Annotated in this window: 16 protein-coding genes; 1 reads left to right on the forward strand and 15 read right to left on the reverse strand. The window is 51.2% G+C overall.

Annotated features, from left to right (window positions below):
- Positions 1 to 26 precede the first annotated feature (26 nt).
- Complete coding sequence (locus tag TPEN_RS08740) at positions 27 to 3,908, reverse strand: S8 family serine peptidase (RefSeq protein WP_011753374.1); 3,882 nt, start codon at positions 3,906 to 3,908, stop codon at positions 27 to 29.
- A gap of 276 nt (positions 3,909 to 4,184) precedes the next feature.
- Between TPEN_RS08740 and wecB the strand changes: the two genes are divergently transcribed.
- The gene (gene wecB / locus TPEN_RS08745) at positions 4,185 to 5,273 is read left to right on the forward strand and encodes a non-hydrolyzing UDP-N-acetylglucosamine 2-epimerase (protein WP_011753375.1); all 1,089 of its coding nucleotides are present in this window, start codon (positions 4,185 to 4,187) and stop codon (positions 5,271 to 5,273) included.
- Here the strand turns inward: wecB and TPEN_RS08750 are convergent.
- From TPEN_RS08750 to TPEN_RS08815, 14 genes are all read right to left on the reverse strand, one after another.
- Positions 5,259 to 6,083, reverse strand: coding sequence for an FkbM family methyltransferase (locus tag TPEN_RS08750; RefSeq protein ID WP_011753376.1), 825 nt, complete (start codon positions 6,081 to 6,083; stop codon positions 5,259 to 5,261). The two genes, wecB and TPEN_RS08750, sit on opposite strands and share 15 nt — an antisense overlap.
- A gap of 4 nt (positions 6,084 to 6,087) precedes the next feature.
- A complete protein-coding gene (locus TPEN_RS08755) occupies positions 6,088 to 7,320 on the reverse strand; it encodes a glycosyltransferase (RefSeq protein WP_187146331.1) in 1,233 nt (410 codons plus the stop codon).
- A gap of 460 nt (positions 7,321 to 7,780) precedes the next feature.
- On the reverse strand, positions 7,781 to 9,724 hold the full coding sequence (locus TPEN_RS08760) for an ArnT family glycosyltransferase (protein WP_052885335.1): 1,944 nt from the start codon (positions 9,722 to 9,724) through the stop codon (positions 7,781 to 7,783).
- A 236-nt stretch (positions 9,725 to 9,960) separates the two neighbouring features.
- The gene (locus TPEN_RS08765) at positions 9,961 to 11,304 is read right to left on the reverse strand and encodes a UDP-glucose dehydrogenase family protein (RefSeq protein WP_011753379.1); all 1,344 of its coding nucleotides are present in this window, start codon (positions 11,302 to 11,304) and stop codon (positions 9,961 to 9,963) included.
- Positions 11,297 to 12,187: a sugar phosphate nucleotidyltransferase gene (locus TPEN_RS08770; RefSeq protein ID WP_011753380.1), complete on the reverse strand. Its 891-nt coding sequence runs from the start codon at positions 12,185 to 12,187 to the stop codon at positions 11,297 to 11,299. The genes TPEN_RS08765 and TPEN_RS08770 overlap by 8 nt, the downstream gene beginning before the upstream one ends.
- Before the next feature lie 576 nt (positions 12,188 to 12,763).
- On the reverse strand, positions 12,764 to 14,080 hold the full coding sequence (locus TPEN_RS08775) for a glycosyltransferase family 4 protein (RefSeq protein WP_148678044.1): 1,317 nt from the start codon (positions 14,078 to 14,080) through the stop codon (positions 12,764 to 12,766).
- Positions 14,081 to 14,134: 54 nt separating this feature from the next.
- Positions 14,135 to 15,319, reverse strand: coding sequence for a glycosyltransferase family 4 protein (locus TPEN_RS08780; protein WP_011753382.1), 1,185 nt, complete (start codon positions 15,317 to 15,319; stop codon positions 14,135 to 14,137).
- Positions 15,316 to 16,458 (reverse strand): glycosyltransferase family 4 protein, encoded by a 1,143-nt coding sequence (locus TPEN_RS08785; protein WP_011753383.1) that lies wholly within the window; start codon positions 16,456 to 16,458, stop codon positions 15,316 to 15,318. The genes TPEN_RS08780 and TPEN_RS08785 overlap by 4 nt, the downstream gene beginning before the upstream one ends.
- On the reverse strand, positions 16,455 to 17,606 hold the full coding sequence (locus TPEN_RS08790) for a glycosyltransferase family 4 protein (protein ID WP_011753384.1): 1,152 nt from the start codon (positions 17,604 to 17,606) through the stop codon (positions 16,455 to 16,457). Before TPEN_RS08790 ends, TPEN_RS08785 begins: the two co-directional genes overlap by 4 nt.
- Positions 17,599 to 18,663 (reverse strand): glycosyltransferase family 4 protein, encoded by a 1,065-nt coding sequence (locus tag TPEN_RS08795; protein WP_011753385.1) that lies wholly within the window; start codon positions 18,661 to 18,663, stop codon positions 17,599 to 17,601. Before TPEN_RS08795 ends, TPEN_RS08790 begins: the two co-directional genes overlap by 8 nt.
- Positions 18,664 to 18,698: 35 nt before the next feature.
- Entirely contained in the window at positions 18,699 to 19,487 is a 789-nt protein-coding gene (locus tag TPEN_RS08800) for a nucleotidyltransferase family protein (protein WP_011753386.1), read from the reverse strand.
- Positions 19,488 to 19,522: 35 nt separating this feature from the next.
- On the reverse strand, positions 19,523 to 20,512 hold the full coding sequence (locus tag TPEN_RS08805; RefSeq protein WP_011753387.1) for a glycosyltransferase family 2 protein: 990 nt from the start codon (positions 20,510 to 20,512) through the stop codon (positions 19,523 to 19,525).
- A complete protein-coding gene (locus TPEN_RS08810) occupies positions 20,502 to 20,912 on the reverse strand; it encodes a hypothetical protein (protein WP_148678045.1) in 411 nt (136 codons plus the stop codon). Before TPEN_RS08810 ends, TPEN_RS08805 begins: the two co-directional genes overlap by 11 nt.
- Before the next feature lie 38 nt (positions 20,913 to 20,950).
- Positions 20,951 to 22,390, reverse strand: a complete 1,440-nt coding sequence (locus tag TPEN_RS08815) for a hypothetical protein (RefSeq protein ID WP_011753388.1) — start codon at positions 22,388 to 22,390, stop codon at positions 20,951 to 20,953.

Consider the following 22,390-nt stretch of genomic DNA (forward strand, 5'->3'; position numbering starts at 1 on the left):
TTTAAAAATGTAAAAAAATTTATTTTTTACTTAGATACTCTAATCCAGTCCTCTAATAGATACCAGTCCGTCCATTTTACGTAGCTACCTCCATAGTCCCTGTAGTACACCGGTAGCGACGGGAGACTTACAAGGAAGCCAGCAACGGCATCGAACTTCTGACCCTCAGCACCGTAGTTCTGCACCATAAAGGAGAATGTAAACACAGTTCCAGACGGATAGGGTCCAGAGACCGAGGACGGCGAGATAGAAGTGATCCCCGGCGTGTATCTCTGATCGTAGTCGAGCCACGGAGTCATCGGTCTATACGCACCAGCAGAGATATATTTCACAATGTACGGAAGTGAGTACCTTATCACGAACGTGCCACCACCAGTAACGGACGCTGGAAGCTTCTGCTGAGCCTGTAGCACCCTTGCTTTCGCCGAGATAATCTCGGAAGCCCCAGCCGACGCGTCAAACAGCGCGCTCCTCACTACAAATGTGAACACACCGCTCTCAGGCTTGCCGTGCGGGTACAGCCATGTACGGTAGTCGATAGCCGGGAATATCACTACGCGCTTAGCGTTCTGCACAGAGCCCGCGCCCGTATCAAACCACATGAAAAGCCCTCCTCCCAAGTACCGATGCCACGAAGCACCCTGACCGAAGTAGGCACCCGCGAACTGGCCGTCGGGTCCAACGGCGTAGGCTATTAGCGAGGTATCAGGCAGAGACCAGCCAGCCTCGAACTCGAAAGCTAGACCGTTCGGCACGCCGGGCTTAACGTGGAACAAGCGCCAGTCGCCCGACTCGTACCTCCAACCCCAGTCGTTAGCACCCCTAATGCTGAACGCACTAGGCCACCTGCCGTTAACACCTGTAACCAGGTTTACAGAGGAAGCTCCAACCGTAGTATACACGTTGAACGAGTACGGTATCGCCGTTGCGTGACCAGTAACGTTGTTCACTGCAACAACCTCGCCAATATACGTCGTGGGCACAGCATTGCTTGGAACCTTGAGAGTTAGCGTAAAGGTCTGCGAGCCACCAGGTGAGATCGTAGCCGTGCTCGGCGAGACAGAGACCCAGCTATCGCCAGCCGTGTCCACGTAGTTAACTGTGACTGTGACGGGTATCGGTGGTACGTAGCTCGGCGCGTCGGGACCCCTTACCAGGTCTACCGTGACTACTATCCCCTTGAAGCCTCCCGCGCTTAGCCTACCCGCCGGGTTGCTCATCGTGGCTAGGTTCCAGTTAGACCAGGCGGCGCCGTAGTTCACGAGTACCATTTCGTCTGGATCCGGGACGCCGTTAGCGTTGGTATCGCTCCTCCAGATGTGGATCCACACCCTCACCCTCACGTCCGGCCGATAGTTGTAGTTCGAGTCGAACTTGGAGAACGGGATAGTAGCCACGACCTCCATGAAGCGCAACGTGGACGTCAGGTTAGCAGCGGTGAAGACCCAGTAAGTTCTATTGTAGCTTGTCCCAGGCGAGAGCGAAAGAGACCTGCTCAGCACCGTGGTATTCGTCAGCTTAAATATCCGTGGAGACAGGGAGACGGAAACAGTCTTGTTTGTTGGGTTCTTAACAGTCAGTGTGATACTTTTGTTGCCACCGACCGGTACGTCACCGAAGAACAGCGAACCACCAATTCTCGATGCTACCGCAGACGGCATACTACAGCTTGGGAGAGATAGCTCGGTACCAGCCCACCAAAGCATGTACGCAGCGATATTGTCGCACCACTGCCAGTACCAGGTACTAGCCGCTTTAGAGGAGTAGGCAGACCATAGAGAGTTACTCATAAACTGAATTTCGTACTTAGCCGCTGTTTTACCAGCAAGCAATCTCGCTAAAGACACAGCGTAGAATGCGTTTACGCGGCCGAAGCCTTGGGACGGACCATCGTACCCTACTCCCTGGGCAGTAGACGCTATTATGCTCTTCACGAGGTCGGGATCCGCCGTGGGCAGAACCTGGTACACCAGCGCCGCAACACCGGCTGTGAGCGGGGTAGCGTAGCTAGTACCGCCGAATATGGTGTAGTTCACGGTTACAGGAGCCGCTGTGAAGCCGAAGGCGCCCACGTTTACCACGTCCGGCTTAACGTAGCCAGCAACAGTGGGCCCGCGCAACGACCAGCTCACAACCTCGTCGAAAGCCCAGCCCCCTCCAGACATGAAGACAGAGCCGTAACCCTGCTTCGATAGTACGTAGGCGAAGTGCATCGAGGTGGAGGCACCTACTGTTAATACTCCGGGAGACGCGCCGGGGGACGTTATGGTACCGTAGCCAGGGCCACCGTTGCCGCCGGCCTGCACTATCAAAATACCGGGGTACCTCGGGTCGAGGAAGCCTGGCATAGAGAGACCCGCAACGAACACGGACTCCAGGTCGTAGCCGAAAGCTCCTACGTCGTAGGTGAAGTACGAGGTACCCCAGCTGTTACTTATGATATGCGCCCTCCTGCTACCAGTGTAGTAGAATTTCCCATCGTATGGGTTAACATCAAAGCCCGCCGCCCACAGCATGCCGACCTCGACGTTCCCGATCCACAGAGCCTTAACGCCTACTATCTTGGCTCCGGGCGCTATGCCGGTAAGCTTGACCACGCCCAGCCCAGTTACGTTATACGCTACGACGCCACGTCCCGCCGCTGCCGATGCGCACGAAGTACCATGACCGTAAAAGTCGTAGAAAATGCTAAGCCAACGGCCCTGTCTATCCCAGCCAGGGAAAATCTCCGCAGGATAGTTGAAGTACCACCACCAATCATAGAAGAAGCCGCCGGCAACGCCGAAAGAGTCGTCAGGAAAACCATTTCTGTCGTAATCAGGCGCGATAACCCTGTTCGCTGAGTACCTCAGAACACTACCCCTCCCATAGGGATCAATTGGTGGTGCCACCTCGTCGTCAAACCTGCCGTTATTATTAACGTCTATAAGTGCGTAGGCGTAGTAACCAAAGGTGTACGGCTTTACTAGCAACACGCCGACGATACGTATGCCGTCATACCTCCATAGATACGTGACACCAAACCTAAGCCCGCCACCAGGCTGAGACACCATGTTATACACAGATAATGGGATTCTGTAGTAGTCGTAGGGTGGATAGATATCTACAGGCCAGGGTATAAGCGTGGTGTAACTCTTGCCACCGACATAGACATGAGTAGAGTTAACAAGCTGAACATCCTGGAAAAGAAGCACTTGAGACTCATCAGCGTCGAAGACCAGCGGCTCTACTACCCACTCACCTTTGTAAGTGCCACTCCAGTACGCGAGTGCCGAAGTCAAATCTGGATGACCAAAGTCAACACCCGTATCTACTATCGCAATGTTCACACCAGAGCCGTTGACACCGTAGACTGAACGTACCTGCGCTGCACCTATTAATTGCCCAATAATTACGTTTGTAGGTGCAGGACTTGGCAGCTTAGGCAGATTGTCGATTTCTGGTAACCTTTCAAAGGTTCGAGGAACAGGTTTCGCAACAACAGCCTCCACGTAGTCACCATACGCACGCAGAACCTGCTTAACAACTTCCGGCTTCTCAGCAACCCTGAACATATAGCGGCCCTGCTTGTCCATCACAAGCCTAGAAACCTTAACCTCTCTCACCTTCACTTGTTTCCCGTTAGCAACAGAAAGTGTACGCTCAAAGGTATACATTTTCAACACTTCGCCGTAAGCCTTGGAAACTATGTTCTCCGAGACACCCTTCTTAAACACTACCGTGGATGCCCTTACTTGCTCACCACCAGCAGTAAAGTTGCCCACGAAGACTCCGGATGGAATACCCGCGTTGTCTAAAGGCTGTGTTTCTCGTGGAAATGCTACTACTGGAAGAGAAGAGAACAGCAACACTGCCGCTAGTACAACTGCTACTAGCTTTTGTCCTGCGATTGTTTTCTTATTCCCCATAGCAGTATTATTTGTGCTTAACTAACATATATTTTTTTTCTTATTTCTTTCCGAAATTTTTTCAAACTTTTCGTTATTCTTTTGTTTTTCCACGAAGACTATACCACAACGCTATTAAGGGCTATATCGAGAGACACAGCACTGGGAGCACAAAATCCGCCCACCACCGACGGCTAGGCGTAAGATTGGTAACCCGAACTATACAGTTCCTTGTTTCAAAATCGCAGGCACCGAGGCGAAAACACAAATATTATTCCAAAAAACAACAACCACGCAATGACCAAAGTTGTATCAATAGTCGGTGCGCGCCCCAACTTCGTGAAGCTAGCCGCGGTCGCAGAGACCTTCGACAGAGAATTCGAGCACACAGTCATCCATACGGGCCAGCACTACGACTACGAGATGTCGAAGGTATTCTTCGAGCAACTGAGACTCCGCGACCCAGACATACACCTCGGCGTCGGGTCGGGGAGCCAGGGCTACCAGGTCGGCGAGATAGTCAAGAAAGCCGAGGAGCACTTGAAGAGCATAAACCCCGACGTGGTGGTCGTCTACGGCGACACAAACAGCACGCTCGCCGGCGCCCTCGCCGCCGCGAAAGCCGGTTACCCAGTGGCACACGTAGAAGCAGGGCTACGCTCGCACGACATGAAAATGCAGGAGGAGATAAACAGGAGAGTCGTCGACCACGTGTCAGCACTCCTCTTCGCGCCGACCCCCTCCGCCAGGGACAACCTGCTGAAAGAAAACGTGCCCGGAAAAGTCTTCCTCACAGGCGACGTCCACGTGGACGTGCTCCAAAAATGGATAGAAAGCATACAGAGATCCAACATACTCGGAAGGCTGGGGCTACTGGAGGGGGAGTACGTGATGGCGACAATCCACCGCGCCGAAAACGTCGACGACCCAGCAAAGCTAGCAGAAGTAATCAAGTGCCTCAAAGAACTGGCGGCACTCACGAAGGTCGTTTTCCCCATCCACCCCCGCACAAGGAGCAGAGCAGAAGAAGCAGGTTTAGAAAAAGAGCTATACAGCAACCCCAACCTCGTAGCCACGAAGCCCCTCGGCTACGTAGACTTCCTCAGACTAGTCACGGGGTCAAAACTCGTCGTCACAGACTCGGGAGGGGTGCAACGAGAAGCCTACCTTCTAGGAAAGCCAGCGATAGTCCTACGCGACCGAACGGAATGGATAGAGCTCGTGCAGGCCGAATGGGTCAGACTCGCCGACGCAAACCCAGCCAGGCTCGTACAGGAGTACAAAAAACTGCTAGAAAAGCCACCAGCCCCACAACCCGGGCTACTCGGCGACGGAAAAGCCGCCGAGCGAATAACGAAAACTATTTCAGAGCTAATGAGAAGATGAGATCCTTTGAGCCAAAACGTATGTAGTAAAGCCCATCCTCCTCACCTTAAAGCCGTGGGATTTCAACAAGCAGATAATGTCCTTCGCTCTGCGGGATACTTCCACTACGATAAAATCGACTCTCTCCAAGACGCTCTCCATGCCCTTCAAAACGTCATACTCCGCACCCTCGACGTCCAGCTTAACAAGCCTTATACGGTCGAATCCCCTTAGCACGTCGTCCAACCTGACAGCCTCCACCCCGACTAAAGAACCCTTTACGCCTCTGTCATGGTAAGCAGATGACAACCCGTAATAGCGCCCAGAGGGAACAAATAGCGTCACGCGCCCTCGCGTGCTCCACGCACACTTATCGACTACTATGACACCGGAAAAGCCGTTAAGCCGGAGATTAGCTTTCAGCACAGCTACCGTTTGCGGCACAGGTTCCATGGCTACAACCCTAGCACCTCTCAACACACCCAGGAGAGTGTAGTAACCTACATTCGCGCCGACATCCACGAAAACGTCTCCCGGCGACAGGGCTGAACGTATGAACTCATCTACGGGTCCCTCTCGACCCGGAAGTAAATAGTACAAGTCCTCCGTCCCTCCTCGAACGAAAACCACCACACCTAGTTCTTTTACGAGGTAAAAGCCGCTGAAAAGCATCCTAGGGTTGCTGGGCGTTGTTACGAGAGAAGCCAGCAGATCCACAGCCGCGGACAGAGGAATGTTTACCGCACTCCTAAACGTGAGCCCTCTAAAAGACCTGAAAATCCTCATCCACAGGAAGACCCTCCCAGCGACGAGCCCTAACCTCCTCTTCATAGCGCTACCCTACAAGCTCTTTATATATACCAATTATCTTTTCGATTCTCTTTTCAATATCGAACTTCTCCTCAGCTAATCTTCTGCCGTTCATACCCATCCTTTTAGCCTCGTCAGGGTTGTCGATGAGCCAGAGAATCTTCTCGGCTATAGCCTTTGGATCCCTAGGCGGAACTAGGAATCCGTTATAGCCGTCAATTATCTGATCCACTATCCCCCCAACTCTCGTACCCACAACGGGCTTACCCGATGCCATAGCCTCGGTCACGACAAGGCTCCATGCCTCCTGCAACGAAGGAACCACCACAGCGTCGCTTGCTGCATAGTAGTGAGGCATCTCGTCCCGCGGAATCCTGCCAGTAAAAATTACATTGTTTTCCAAGTTTAACATTTCAACAAGCTTTTCGTGGTATGTTCTTAAAGGACCTTCACCACCAATTACAAAGACAACATCGCTTCTAAGTTTCACCACCAGGGCCGCTGCTTTTATCAGGTATTCAAGGCCGTACACAGGTCTATGATGACGAGCACTAAACACCACAAACTTGTTTTCTATACCAAGCCTTTTACGAATAAGAGAGCCGTTAAGGTTCGGGTTAAACCTTTTGATGTCAACACCGTTATGTACCAAGTACGTACCGCTTTTCCGTCCACGCAACTTCACAGCCTCCTCAAAAACAGCTCTACTAGCTACGATTACCGCGTCTGCGTTCACAAGGACTTCGCGTACCAAAGCGTCGTACCGCTTGCTAAGTCTAATACCGTATTTTACAGATGGTTCCACAAGAATGTCGTATCCATGCAGAGTAACCACTAGAGGCTTCTTAGTCCTGCGTTTAGCTATCAACCCTGAGAAACCCTCTGGATAGGCAAAGTGAGCATGAATGAGATCGATACGAAGGTTCTCAACAACGTTGGATATGTTTAAAGCGTAGAGATTCTCCCAGTAAAGCATTAAGGGATTCCTTAGAAGAGCAAACGGAGAGTACAGCGGAAGGTTCTTCAGAAGTTCTACAAATGCTTCTGCATCAACGCGTCTTCTTATTCCATGGAAATTGATACCATAAGAGGAAGAGCTTTCCTCTACTGCCGCCCGCACTACATGGACGTTCACTCCTCTTTGCACCAGTCTATAAGCTTCGTCGAAAACAAACGAGTAAGTAACCTCTCTAGGCGACTTACCTACAACAGACGAAACTATAGCAACCGATATGTCACTACTTCCTGCCTCCATCATCCTTCTTCGCCTCGTTGCTCTGGTATACAACCATCCTCTTAATCGCATCGACGAGATTCACGCTTCTTCCGCCTTCTTTTATAGCTTATATCCAAATATTAAGCAACACCAGAATGTAAGCGCTATAATATTTTGAAAAACAATGGCAGAGATACACTCTCATCATAGAAAGCTGGCTTTACGGCATATTCCACATTATTAACCGCGCGCGATACAGCTTTACCGGGATCGGCGGAATTCTCAATGAAAATTCATTTTTTAATAGCAACGGTAAACTGGAAAGTAACAATTTGAACAACTGCTTCTTTGATAAAATCTCCGATAAGGGTTTTAAGTAAATGTAGTCCACGAGAAACACTTCTCTAAGAGCCTCCGCCTCCAGTCTTAGCCGGGGATGATCAAAAGAAGTTATGATTAAAATTCTTAGCTTTTTACGAGGAACATTCCTTGGCATTCTTCTTTACTCCCGCAGGTATAGCAGAGTTTTTAGTAGTATGCTTCTGCTCTGCGGGTGCAGTACCGTAATCTCGAGTTTTCTTGAAAAGAATATGCCTATGTCGAGATCTCTAACTTTACTTGGAATCTCTACCTTTACCTCGTTGAGCCCTTGCACGATGTTCATGACGACGACTCTTGAGACGCTATCGAGTCCCTGCAGTATGATTAGCGTGTTGTTGTACTGTTCCTCCGAATTTACTCCTAGCGTGACGACGTATTTTTGCCTAATGCCGCTGGCGTTTACTACGACTTCTAGTTTTGCATACTCTAATTTCACGCTGCTTGGGCTCTGCTTTAAGCGTTCTCCCTCAAAAATGGTAACTGTATAGTTTGCCCCGCATGTTTGGCCGGGGATATTCCTGCATGAAAACATCGATTTCATGTAGTTGTAAGCCCCGACGCGGTAACTTACCCAGGATGGAATGACGTTGCTCGTGAAAGCAACGCACACCTCGAGCCCCGAGCCTAGCAATACTTGTGCTTCTCTCTGAGAAAGAGGAGAGTTCACCACGACGATGCCCGGCGGCAGGTAGAGCTTCAGTTGCGGTATATTTGTCAACACAATGGAGGACCCGCAGTTTGCCTCGCCGAGCTTTGCCAGAAGCTCGTGCACGCCGTGTTGCCTTAGGTAAGCGTTTTTCTCGAAGGTTACCCTAAAGGTTTCGTATGAATTGGCAAGCAGAAGTACTGTTACTAAGACCAGGGCTATGGCACGCTGTGTTCTCACAGGAATCCTCGAGTGCACTTTCTCTACTACGAGGAGCATAAGAGCAGAGGCTACGAGGCCGTTCACCCAAAGCGTACGTTCTAGGAAGTTGTAGAGAGATGAGCCTGGTACCTGGAAGGTTGCCTTGTAATTAAGGCTTACGATGTACTCGGCGTAGAGCAGTAACTGAGATGCTACGAAAGCCGCGACGACTACTTGGGTATTGCTCCGCGTAACTGCGTAGAGGGCAGTAAGGCCCGTTACTTCCAAGATTACGAAGGCTAAAAGGCTGTTACGAGCTAGATCCCAGAGGTTTCCGTTGAGTATATGAAAATAGAACACTGGAAGAAGAAGGAATAACAAGAGTGATAACATTATGCCGTGCCTGCGTTCTTTCCAGAAGAGAAGGGGGGAGAGCAACGCTAGCGAGGAGAGGAGCGGGCTGTACACATCGACGCTCAGCGTGTTCACGAGGTAGAGGTATTTTTCGTGTATGGGTATATCGTACCACAGCCTTCCGGGAGAGAAGGGGGTCTTATAAAAGAAGTTTACCAGAAGCCCGAGCGGGGACACGAAAACGTATCGAGAAAACACCCTGTTGAGGTTCAGGTCGTGAAGTACGTAGTACGTTATGTGTGCCGGGACGTCTAGAAGGAGCTCGTAGGCTACGGGAAGAGCAATTGCAACTATGAAAAGTGTCTTGTGCCACTTTGAGAGGCGCCAATACTTTTTCCATGCAAAGACTACGACTAAGAGAATCCAATGAGCAATTACTAGAAGCATGTTAAGTTTTACCAATAGGGCTAAGGCTGCTACTATGTAAGATTTGAGGATCCCTGTGAGCTTGGCCCATCTTCTAAGGGACCATATAAGGTAGTAGATCGAGAGTAGGGATAGCGATGCAAACGCGAAGTCCGTCAAGTAAAAGTTGAAGTACACTACGGCGAACGGGTTAAATGCGACCGCGGTCCACAGGATCAGCGCTTCTGGAAAATCTACAAGTTCCCGTATTAACATGTAGGTGGACGCAAGGTAGACGAGGAGGAAGGGGAGGTTGACTACCGGTGCTGGGGGTACAGCGGTTCCTGACGCCGCCTCGACGAATGCGAGGTACAGTTGCCATAGTAGTCTACCCTTAACTACCGCCGTGTAAGGTCTCACGGGGTCGTAGTCGAAGGGTAACAGTATTCCGTAGCGCAAGAAATCCTGAGCATTGCTCAGATACACGAGCTCATCTGGTGTTAGAACATCACGACCAGGAGAGAGAGCAAAGTATACAGATGAATATATTATTACAAGAAAAGCTACAAACATTTTTTCTGAAGTTAAAGCTTTAATTTTAAGCATGCGTTTTAAACATTTTTAGTTATCGTATGCAAAAAAGGAATTCTTTCGCAAGTTCGAAAAGCGAATCCTTGGGCATCTCAGCACTACAGTTACTCGGTGTATATGCCTAAGCCGTAGTATTTGAAGCCGGCTTTGCTAGCCTTTACCGCGTCTATTATGTGCCTGCAGTCGATAACGACGCGACGCGCCATGGTCTCTCCCAACCGCTCAAAGCACAGATTCCTGTAGTCGCCCCAGTCAGTGGCTACAACGATAGCATCGCATCTCCTCGCACACTCGTAGACGTCGCTGAAGAACGCAACGTTTCCAATACCTTGGAGGACTCTTTTAGCGGCATCAAGGGCCAAGGGGTCATGGGCATGCAACACAGCTCCCTCCTTGGCAAGCCTCTTCACCAGCTTTATCGACTGGCTTTCACGCACATCGTCAGTACCGGGCTTGAATGCTAAGCCGAGGACAGCTATTCTTTTACCCCTAAGGTCCCCGAGAGCCCTTCTGAGGAGCTCTAAAGCCTCGTCTATTTGCGTCTCGTTAACCTCGAGAATCGCTTCGAGAAGCTTGGCGTCAACGCCTAGGCTTTTCGCCAGTTTTATTAACGCCCTCAAATCTTTAGGCAGACACGAACCCCCGAAGCCGAGGCCAGCATCGAGGAAATCCCTGCCTATCCTAGGATCCAGACCTATGCCACTGGCGACCTCAATAACGTCCCCTCGAGGTAGGCGTTGTGCGATTCTGGCTATCAAATTAATGAAGCTAACCTTCATGGCTAAGAAAGCGTTTGCCGCGTACTTTATCAGCTCAGCGTTAACAATACTTGTTCTGATAACCGGCGGCATCTTCTCGCCGTGGAACCTTCTGTATACGCTCTCAAGGATGTCACCACTTCTCTTATCGTACTCACCAATGACGATCCTAGCCGGGTTAAAGATGTCGTAGAGGGCCTTGCCCTCTCTTAAGAACTCCGGGTTCATGCATAGGCCAAAGTCTCTGCCGCATATCTTACCGGATCTCTCCTCAATGATCCTCTTAACTACGCCCTCAGTGGTCCCCGGGAGAACCGTACTCCTAACAACGATAAGCTTGTAACCACCTTCATCCTTTAGCGCCCTGCCAATGTCCTCTGAGGCGTTTTCCAATTGCGTCAAGTCTAGCGACCCGTCGGCTTTCGTTGGCGTGCCAACGAACACAAACACCACGTCCGATTCCTCAATAGCTTTGGCGACGCTGGTAGTGGCCTTGAAAAGACCTCTCTCTAAGACACCTTTCAAATAATCATTGAGGGCTGGTTCATACACCGGGCTCACGCCCTTATTTATCAGCTCGACCTTCTCCTCATCAGTATCTACTCCCACTACCTTGAACCCCCGGTGGGCTAGGGCAACGGCAAAGGGCAGACCCGCGTAACCGAGGCCTATTACTGCCACTCTATCCATCGCTCATCACCGAGACCAGCATCCTGCGCACCGCCAGCTGGTAGCTCTCATAAAGTGCCTTCCAATAGCTCTGTGGAGTCCCCACGTCGAGCCTCCTCTCGCCAGGCTTGAGCTTTACGGCGCAGACATCGCATCCGTCATCGATCATAGCCTTAATGGCCGCTGTGAGCTGAACCTCTCCACCGCTGTCAGGCTTAACGTTCCTTAAATACGAGAATATCTTGGGCTTAAACGCGTAGACGGCTATAGCGGCTATATTTGTAGGGGGTTCTCTCGGCTTCTCGATAATATCTAGGACGCGTAATATGCTTCCGTAATCGTTCACAACCTTGCCCCTGAGTACGCCGTAAGCCCGCGGATCCTCGACATCCTCCGCGAGCAATGTAGCGTCGCAATCGTACTCTTGAAATACCTTAACGAGCCTCCTCAAATGGTTGTGCCCCTCGCTAATCACGGCATCGTCGCCTGCATGGACGATAAAGGGATCAGCCCCCACGAAGGGCTCAGCCCTGAGCACGGCGTCGCCAAAGCCACGCGGCTCAGGCTGATTTATAAAAAATATCTTCGCATTGCGGATCGCGGAGTAGAACTTCATCAGCTCGTTAGCCCTATTCTCGACCCCCTTAGCCCGGAGCACCTCTATGAAGTCTGCATCGGGAGTAAAGTAGTCCTCAATAGCACGCTTGCTTTTGCCAACGATAAAACACACTTCTGAGACCCCCACACCGAGCAACGACTCGAAAACAATGTGTATGATCGGCTTAAGGCCTACAGCGTTGTCCGACACTGAGAAAAGTGGCAACATCTCCTTAGGTAGCTCTTTAGTGATGGGCAGTAGTCTCGTGCCCAAGCCGGCAGCTGTGATCACAGCCTTCTTCAACATAAACAACTGTCTAATTAGCGCACATTATATGAATTTTTGCCCTGCTCCCCCGTCGTATGCACAGAAAGGCTTTACGCTCTTCTTCGTGCGCTTCATCATTGCCTCACTGTAATGATAGAGAACTTAGAGTTGTTCGCGCGCCGACGCAAACCCAGCTAGGCTCGTACAGGAGTACAGAAAACTGCTAGAAAAGCCACCAGCCCCACAACCCGGGCTACTCGGCGACGGAAAGCTCGAAAGCGAATCCTTGGGCATCTCAGCACTACAGTTACTCGGTGTATATGCCTAAGCCGTAGTATTTGAAGCCGGCTTTGCTAGCCTTTACCGCGTCTATTATGTGCCTGCAGTCGATAACGACGCGACGCGCCATGGTCTCTCCCAACCGCGCGCGTCCCGTAAACATCCTTAAATATATTTTTATGTAGGATTATTTTCGACAGGAAAAAGCTTGGTAAAATTAAAAATAGTAATAATGCTACAGGAATAGATGCCCCTAACTTATATGCAGTTGAAAGAACATAAACGGCAACAAGTACCATTAAGATAGCAACTTCGATTGTCCGCTCTGACAAATTTTCACCCCTCGGAAACATATTCAATAAATCTCTTAACACTATAATCGTATAGATAAGGTTTAAAAAGATCAAAACTAGGCAACTTGATAGTATCTGAACCTGATTCGCGCAGAATCCTAGCAATAGTTTCAGCGAAAGCCTTAGGATCCCTCCTTGACGTATAGAGCCCTTTTTCTCTAAAAGCCGAGCTTTCATACACGGGGAGCTCGGTAGCTACAACAGGTATTCCCAGGGCTAATGCCTCAATAACCTTTATCGGCATAATAGTTGCTGTAGTTTCTGTCGATACACGAGGAAGAACCATCACATCGAAGTCTCTTCTAGCTATGCACAGGGCAACAGGATGACTAACGAATCCTGTTATTTCGACAGGCACTCCTAGCTTCGTACATTCCTTGAGGAGCTGGCGCTTTAAGGGACCGTCACCGACAACCTTTAGCTTCGCCTTATAGCCTAAACGATTGAGCTCGGCAACTATACTGCACAGCATGTCTACACCCTGCCATGGAGCTAAAAATCCAAGAAATCCCACCGTCACCTCGTTCTCCGTTTTTGTTTTCCTTCTGCATATGCGCCTTACAATTTTTACTGTGTTTAGCATTATACCTGGAGGTATTACAATTATTCTTTTAGGTAAAACCTTCTTTCTAAGAACAAGAGACTTAGCAAAATCAGCCGAGTGCGTTATTATCCCCGCCGTTCGTTCTAAGACGTGTCTGTCAATAGAATTTATTAACATTAACGTCAGCTGTCGCAACAGTACTTGGTAAATTCCATCTTCAAGAATAGCGGCTATTTTTACAAAACATTTCCTCGCTAAGCGTGGAGAAAATGCAAGCAGTAATGCTAACCTAGAGTCTCTCACATAGATTATATCAAAATGTATCATCATATCAAGCGTTAGCGTTAAAATATATATCATCAAAGAGTAAAATATAAAAATTATTAAGTTCATCAAATATAAAAAATCCGAGGGTAATAATGCAAAAGGAAGCAAGATTATTCTCGTATTAGAAGGCCTATCAAGTAGATATTTTTTATACTCACGGCTAATAACGTACCTCAGTCCTACAGGTGCGATAATAAACACGTTCCTTGCATGCTTTGCAAGACTCATTGCAACTTGCCACTCGTTTATTACATCTCCTGTGGATCCTACAATTGCACTTATAAACAGCAACGTTTTCTTATTCTTATTTATGCTTCCCATTCTTCTAGCCCCCTCTTGCTGAGGGTTGTAGGGGTAAATATTCTTAGAACCCCGACCGAGTGCCCCATCTTGGACCACTTCTCGGCAAAGAAGCCTACCCTCGCCCAAGCCGCGCCTGGGAACGGATTCGGGAAGCCGAGGAAAAGCAAAATTCTCATGCGACTAATCTAGCTTGTTTTGTGACTGCTCGGTAAGCTGATTTACCAAGGTGTATTTTATGGCTTTGAGGAAGCCTTTCAGCATTTCCTCGTAGGAGTACTTCTCGCTTATTAAGCGTTTCAATTCCATTCCGATAGCCTTTCTTTTATTGGCATCCATTGCTAAAAGTTTTAGGCTTTTGGCTAGTTCTTCAACGTTTCCTGGAGGTATTACGAGTTCGGGATGTCCGAAGAGTATGTCGTATGCCGCGGCGCACGTTCTCGTGGATATTACCGGTTTCCCGGCATATGCCGCCTCGTTAACCACCATACCCCAGGCCTCGTAGTACGAAGGGTAACAAACTATGTCTGCTAGCTCGTAGTAGATTCCCCTGTCCTCTACCCTGACGAACTTAAGACTAAGCATTGTTACCTTGCTTTCAAGTTTGCTTGCCTTTACAATATCGTCAAGAAGTCTCTTGTACCAAGGATCGACGAACGTGCCGGGAATCAACAGGTGCAGGTTATATTCATTTATTTTTGTTAAAGCTTTGAGAATTAGGTGGACACCTTTTAAAGGAATTACTCTCCCAATGTAAAGTACTACGATCTTATTGTCCAAGCCTAGTTTTCTTCTAAGAGCTCTAGCCCTGTTTTTAATTTCCTCGTTTATGTCGACGTAGCTTGCATTCGGTGCTACGAAAATCCTTCCCTTCTCGACTCCTATGTTCTTGTAAAACTCTTTGGATAGCGTGCCAGGTACTATGAGCGCATCGGCTTTTAGTGCCACCGTACGTGAGAAAGGCCATAGAAGATTTGAAAGGAGGCTGCTGTGCCAGAACCACCTCTCTTCCCACAGGATAAACTTCGCTCTTAGCATCTTGGAGGTAAGAAAGGCTATTAGCGTGCTGGGGTACGTTGAGTCGCCGGCAATTACTAGATGTGGTCTCTGCTTTAACAAGTGGAATAAAAGTGTGACTGGAAGCCTTATCCCTTTTATCCTAGGTCCTTTATTTATCACGAAGTCTAGTTCTTTTTCCGGTTTCTTCACGTATTCGTAGACATCATCGAAGAAGAATTTTACATGAAAAACTCTGCTTAGTGCTTTAAATAGGGGAACCCTATAGTGGATGTAGTAGTTGTGTACGAATGCTATTCTAAGCTTTTTGCAGTATTTTCCTTTATGCGAGAATTCCTGTACCTGTTTCACGAAACTTGCACCTTATAGATTGCTTCGTGAAGCATTTTCTCTATTTTTCCCACGACTACCTCTAAGTCGTAGTTCCTAACTATATATTCTCTAATTTTTTTGTTCAAGTTATAGTACTCTTGAGGCGAGCTTTCCCAAAGCCGGTAACACTCTTCTATCGCTGACACAAAGCCACGGACGTCCTCTGCGTCGACCAGCCTCCCGGTTACTCCATCCCTTACTATGTCGAGTACTCCAGGGATCTTTGAGGCGACGGCAGGTAGCCCGCAGGCTTGAGCCTCGAGAAGGCTTAGGGGCATACCCTCAGATCTGGAGGGTAGTAGGAACAAGTTTGCTTCCCTATAAATGCTCGGCATGTTTTCATGCTTCACGTATCCTAGGAATACTACATTTTGGTATTTTTGAGCAAGCTTCTTAATGTCTTCCTCGAGGGGGCCTGAACCTACTATTGTAAACTTCACGTCGTGTAAATTTAGCTCATCGTTAATGAGGTAAATAATTCGCAGTAGGGTGTCTACACCTTTATCTTTTAAGAGTCTTCCTACAAAGACGATATTAAAGTCCTCGGAGGCAGAGGGGTCCCTGCACAGTTGGAATGTGCTCGTATCCACTCCATTGGGTATGAACTCGATCTTTTCCTCCGGTATCCCGTGGCTCTTTAGGAAGTTGCGCTGGAACCTGTTGAGCACATGTAGCTTGTCGAAGCTGTTGAACGCCGCTATGTAGAGCGGGGTGTAGAGACGCGCTAGGACGTTGTCTGCGAGCATGCAGTGGAAGACGGCAACTGCTGGCACGCTTAGCGCCTTGGACTTTTTCAGGAGGGATACTGTTAGCTCGTTGGGGGAGTACGCGGGGATGTAGAGGACGTCGTACTGCTTCGAGGGCTTGACTAGGCAACGGGGATCCACTACTGGGAAGCCTCTCGGCAGTTTTATGTAGCCGCACTTGTGTAGCTCAGCGCCGCGGTCTAGGAGCTTCGACTCGTTGCCCGCGCTGGTAGCCGGGTGCGGCGCCCAGTTGATATGCAGGACTCCGACCTCGTGCCCTCTTTTGCTGAGCCTCGTTAGCACTTCTACTGCGAATCTTTCGCCGCCACCTGGGTAATCGATGTTTGCTGGGTTGACGTAAAGGATTTTCATTGAATACTTCCAGCATTATTTCTCCTACAGCAGGCTAGCGTATCGTAGAGTCTGGCGAACTCCCTTGCAATAATGTTGATGTCGTAGCGCTCGGCTCTCTTTCTCAGTGTTTTCTCCTCGAAGGTATAGCTGTTGAACCTGACTATAGCTCTGGCCAGCACTCTTACGTCATCCTTTGGCACAAGTATGCCTGTTGCACCGTGCTCCACGACTTCGTTGAGCGGTGGTATGTCGTAGGCTATTACTGGTACTCCGGCGGCGAGCGCTTCTATGAGCACGATGCCGAATCCCTCGGGGTACCCGAGGTGGATCAGCGCCTGAGCTTTTGAAAGCAGACTCAGCTTTTCCTCTTCGCTTACTGATCCCAGCAACTGAACGTTCCTAACGAGTGAAAACTTTCTTATGAGCTGGGCTAGGTACGGTCGTAGAGGCCCCTCGCCCACTATGAGAAGCTTGGCGTTGGGCTCTGCCTTGGCTACCGCTTTGAAGGCTACTATCGCGTGGTCGTAGTGCTTCCTTTTCTCCAGCCTTCCCACCATGATGAAGGTGTTTTCCTCTGGATCTCTGCGTACCGAGAGGTACTTCCCAGTATCTATGCCCGGAGGGATCACAACGATGCCGCCCTTCCTCACGGCTCTGAGCGAGGCTAGCTTTTGCCTGACGCTCTTTGAGACTGTAAGTACGACGGTGCAGGGGCTGTTGACCTCGAATACATCCTGTACCGCTACCTTGGCGAGCTTGGGTATCACCCCGGAGAATTGCGCTGTTTCTTCGAGGTGATGTATTGAACATACTTTTGGCACACTATTTACAATAAACCAGGGTATTAAGTTGGGAAAATGGTTGTTGAAGTGTAGGATTAACTCTTCCTCACCGGTGCACTTAACTATTCTTTTGAGCATTTTCGTCGATAAATTCAGAAATTTTACTGCATTCTCGGGTTGTGCTGATGGAAGATCATCCCGGTACACATTAAGATTCAAAATTCTTACATAATCTTCCTTTTGGAGGCTTTCCTCAACACGCCCCGCAATTATATCTATGCGATATTTTCCAGCTATTTTTTTCATTACTTCGTAGAGAAAACCTACACCGCCACTTTTAGTTGTTAAGTAGTCCGTTAAAAATATTATTCTGGTTTCACGCATTTACTCTCATCGTCTGAAGCTCTCCTAAAAATCTGAGGTAATTGTTGACGAAAGTCTGAATGGTGTAGCCCGATATATTGGGCGTGCAGGTACTGGTTTCCTTGGCTACTTGTTCCGCAATTTCTCTCAGGTTTTTGGCTATGTAGCCGCAACCTGTCTCTTCTACTATTTCGACTGCAGCATTGAGCCCTGTGTCGAGGACTATGGGTGTTGCTCCGCATAGGATTGCTTCGAGGGTTGCTATGCTGAATCCTTCGGCGTCTGAGAGGTTTAGGTAGTACTTGCTGCGCGCGAGTAGTTCGAGTTTTTCCTCTTCGCTTGCCTTCCTGTAGCTGTGCACCTCGTGGTGTAGCTTTTCGAGCTGCGCGGTTACTTCGTTGTAGAGTGGGCCGTCTCCTACTACTGCTACTCGGAGGGGCTTGTCTACCTGCCTGAGTACTTCTATTAGCCTCCACCAGCCCTTTGTGTACGTGAACCTGCCGATCATGGTGACGTCTATGTCCCTGCTTCGCCCCCTGTACTTCGCGTAGTCGTCGGGGTTCAGACCTATGGGTACCGGTGCTACCTTCACGGTGCCCACCTCGCTTAGGATCCTGTTGGCCACGAGCTTGGAAGGTGTGATTACGAGCACGGCTTTCCTCAGTAGCCTTTTCTCCGCGATGGCGGCGAGTGTTCCCAGAGGCTTGGAGAAGTAGTGCTCCCAATATTTTCCCCAGTACTCGTGGTACGTCAGCACGAAGCTACGTGGCTTCATGAAAAGCGCGGTCGTGTACGGCACCGTGACGTCTACCACGTCGCACTTCAGCTTTTCAACGAGCTTCGCGGTCTTCCAGCCGAACTCCAGCGCTGGGAGTAGGCGCCTCCTGCCCTTCTCGTCGTAGAGCCTAGGTGGGGGTCCCACGGTCGCTAGGGGGATTTCGCTTTCGCCGTAGTCGTACGTGACGTATACGACGTCGTGCCCTCTCTTCATAAGCTCTTTGGCGAGGATGTAGTACCTCCTCTCTGCCCCGCCGTAGGAGTGAGGCCATAAATGCGAGCAAACAAAGCAAACTTTCATACGCTCTGCTAATCCTTGGCCTGGAGAGTTTTATCCTAGCGCAATGCTTCCCGGTTGCCGCCCAAGATCTTGGAGGCTTCGTCTAGCTCTTTGAGGGTGTTCAGCGGCAACCATGCGTGGTGGGGTACGGGGTATGCGTGTAGCCTGCGTTGCTCTGCGAGCAGGGGTAGCAACGTTGACTCGAATTCTACCGCGCTGGGCGAGTCCATGTCTACGACCTCTAGTAGTAGCTTTAGGGCTTGGGGCTCGAAGGCGTACAGCCCTATGCTCGCGTGTATCGGTAGTACCGGCTTCTCCTTGAAGCTTACAGCCATTCCCTCCGCGTCTATCTCGACCACGCCGTAGGGGAGCGCTAGCCCGAGTGTCACCGCTACGCTCGCCCACGCCCCCATCCTCCGCGCCGCCTCTACGTGGCTCGCGAGGAACCTTAGCGGCAACGTGTCGTCTAGGTAGAGGTCGTCCGGGAAGACTACGAGCGCCCTCCTCTCCGGGTCCACGGCGCCCGTCTGCAGCGCGTGCTTCAGCGCCTTCCCTTTCCCCACTTTGGGTAGGGGTGGGTCCATCGATACCTTTACGTTTACTCCGAGCTTTTTCCCGGCTTCCCGCGCTTTCTCGGCTACGGGTTCCTGCCTTGTTAGGACTGTGAAGTCCTTGAAGCCGCACCTCGCGTAGTACTCGATGCAGTGCTCTAGGAGGGGTTTGCCGTTGAGTTCTAGGAGGGGCTTGGGCACTGGTACGAGCCCCATTCTTCTCCCTTCCCCGCCGGCCATTACTACTACCTGCGTCTCGGAGGCTTCTCTCGCTACCTGCTCGATGGCGTTCACGCCGTTAACCCTTGTACCTAAAGCGTATGCGGTGGTTATGGAAGTCGCCTAGAGTCGGCGTCTTTCTTGCTCGGTTGTTTTGTGGTGGCTTTTAGCTCGGCTTCGAGCCTTGTTAGTCGCTCTGTTATTCTGAGCTCCAGCCTTTTGAGGTAGAGGGACATTATCGCGTTGAGCAGGGCTACGAGGCCCACGCCTGTCCCCACGATTGCTATTATGCCCCATACTTGGTGCTTGACTCCCTGTACTAGCCAGCGGTAGCCGACCCAGGCTGCCAGCACGAGTGATGGTATGAGTACGATTGAGGCTGCGGAGAAGAATAGGAATACGGGGTTGTAGCGGAGCGCGAGCCTGAACGCGTCGAGGACTATTCTCAGCCCGTGCCTCTTCCTGAGCTTGGGCTCGCCGACCCTCGGCCTGTACTCTATCGGTATCTCCCCGATTCTCCTCGTCGTGGACGCTACGTGAGCGGCTATCTCTACCTCCACGCTGAAGCCTTTGGACTCGAACTGGACTTCCCTCGCTACCTCCGTCCTGACGAGGTACATCCCACTACACACGTCGGAGAGGTTTGTCCCGAAGAGAACGTTGAACGTCTCAGTGATTACCCAGTTCCCGAACCTGTTGAGGAGTGGTATGTTCTCGCGCCCCCTAGTTCTTGCCCCTATGACTTCGTCTAGCCCCCTCTCCCTAGCCGTCCTCAGAAGCTCTGCGACGTGCCGCGCTGGGTACGTGTAGTCGCCGTCCATCACGACTATGTAGGGCGTTTCGACGTACCTGAGCGCGGTTCTAACGGCGTCCGCCTTGCCCCGGCCCTCCTGGAGCACGACCCTGGCCCCCTTCTCCGCGGCGACTTCCCTCGTCCTGTCCGTGCTTCCCCCGTCGACGACGAGTATGTTCGTCCATCCCTCGCCTTTAAGCTCGTCTATCACGAGCCCTACCCCCCTCTCTTCTTTCAGCGTTGGGATGACTATCGTTACCTCGGAGGCCCAGGGGTTCGCGGGAGTGCTCGTCGCCCTAGCCTTCACCCCTGTAGAATGGTGGTGTGTTTATCCAGGCTAGCCCTAGATGTAGTACTAGCTGGGGCCCCGCCTTCGAAAGCTCTTCTGCGACGGCGAGGGCCCCTATCTTCAGGGCTAGCTGTATCCTCTTGGAGAGCTGTTTTAGGCCCTCCTCGAAGGCCTTGAAGACCTTGGCCTTCTCGGGCCACACTTTCTCCAGGATCTTGAGTAGCTGTTCCTTTAGGAGGGGGCTCTTTATAGCCTTGAGCCTCCCGGCGAGCTTGAGGAGCGCTCTTTCCTCCGCGGAGAGCCTCCAGAAGGTTCCGAGCCTCAGCGCGCGCTTGTAGGCGGCGGAAACAAGCGATGGCGTCAGCGAGGGTACTGCAGGCGATGGAGGCTCTCCGCGCGCGCCCCTCAAGCGAGACACCGCCTTTCTTAGTCGAAGAAAAAATAATAAAGCTTTTCTCAGCCTTGGTACTCGTAGACCGCTATTTCCCCGAATCTTTTCACTTCTTTGAAGCCTGGGGGTGGGTTTGGCATGTTGTACCAGCCTTTTCCCGCGACCCACCAGATCGTGTAGACCTTCGCGCCCGTGGCTGCCTCTCTGCGCGCTGCCCGCAGGATTTCTTCCGCGGTGTTGGGCCTGTACTGGTTCGGCGCTGAGAGCATGTGCTCGCCTACGCGTATTAGCTTCGAGTTTTTCGCGTATAGTGCCGCCCAGCTGTGGAAGGCTTCGTGTAGTACTAGGGTTTTGTTTCCGGGTAGTGTGTCTACCCACTTTACTGCCTGTATTGCGCTCGGGGTGTCGGATAGTGGTAGGGTGTTTTGGAGCATGGATGTCTGCATGTAGTGTTTGTAGATGTTCCAGTCTCCGAAGTACTTGTTGAACTGTTGCTCGGGGGGTAGGGCTATGTAGGTCGCGGTCATCGAGGCGTATACGGCTACGAGTGCGAGCGCGGCTTTCCTCGCGCGCCCGGGTTTTTCGAGGAGTTTTTCCAGCCCGGCGCCCGCCGCCAGGGATGCGGGGTAGTTTAGGAGTATCGCCCAGCGGAACCAGAGCACCGTTGTTCCTGTCAGGAAGGAGTACGTCATCGCGAGGCAGGTGGCTGTCCAGGCGAGCGTCCCCCTGTCTCTCAGCGTGCTTGCGCCGTAGGCTAGTAGGGGGAGGAGGGGTGCGTAGAGGTACGCTAGGAAGCCTGTCGCGTACGCTAGCATGTACGCTGGGTCTACCCCGGCGAGCCTCTCGGCGGGTACGGCCAGCGCCCCTGTCTCCGGGGTGTAGACCTGGTAGAGTAGGAGGGCGCCCGCCGGTAGCGCTGTGAAAGCCCTGAGGGCTTCCCTGGGGGTCTTCGAGGATAGGAGCCTTGCCGCCGCCACCGCGGCTAGTATCACTGTTATGAACTCGTGGGTCCAGCCTATGAGGAAGGCTAGCGCCGCCTGCGCGGCTGCGGCTGCGCGCCCGGGCTTCTTGTCGAGCTCCATGTAGGCTAGGAGCATCGCTGTTGCGAGCATTTGCCTGTGCATCTCCCAGGATATCCTGAGCCCCACGAAGTAGGTCGTTGAGATGAGGGCGGCCGCGAGGGAGGCTTTCTCGCCGAGCCCGGTTGACCTGGCGTAGCGGTAGACGGTGTAGCCTAGGAGCCCGTTGAGGATGGGTGCGAGGAGCTTGACCGCTAGGATGGGGTCTCCGAGGGCCTTGTATGCGAGCGTTACGATTAGGAAGTACAGGCTCGTCGTCTTGAAGAGCTGGGGGATGCCCATCGAGAGGAAAACCCCTTGGTAGGCGTTTACGGCGTATATGCCGACGGGGTCGAAGCCTACCGTGTAGGGCCATGAGAGGATTTCGGGGATCGTTCTTACGAGCGCCGGTATTAGTGCTGAGAGGACGGCGTTCCTCCTGCTCAT

It is taken from the genome of Thermofilum pendens Hrk 5 (assembly GCF_000015225.1).
GTDB classification, from domain to species: domain Archaea; phylum Thermoproteota; class Thermoprotei; order Thermofilales; family Thermofilaceae; genus Thermofilum; species Thermofilum pendens.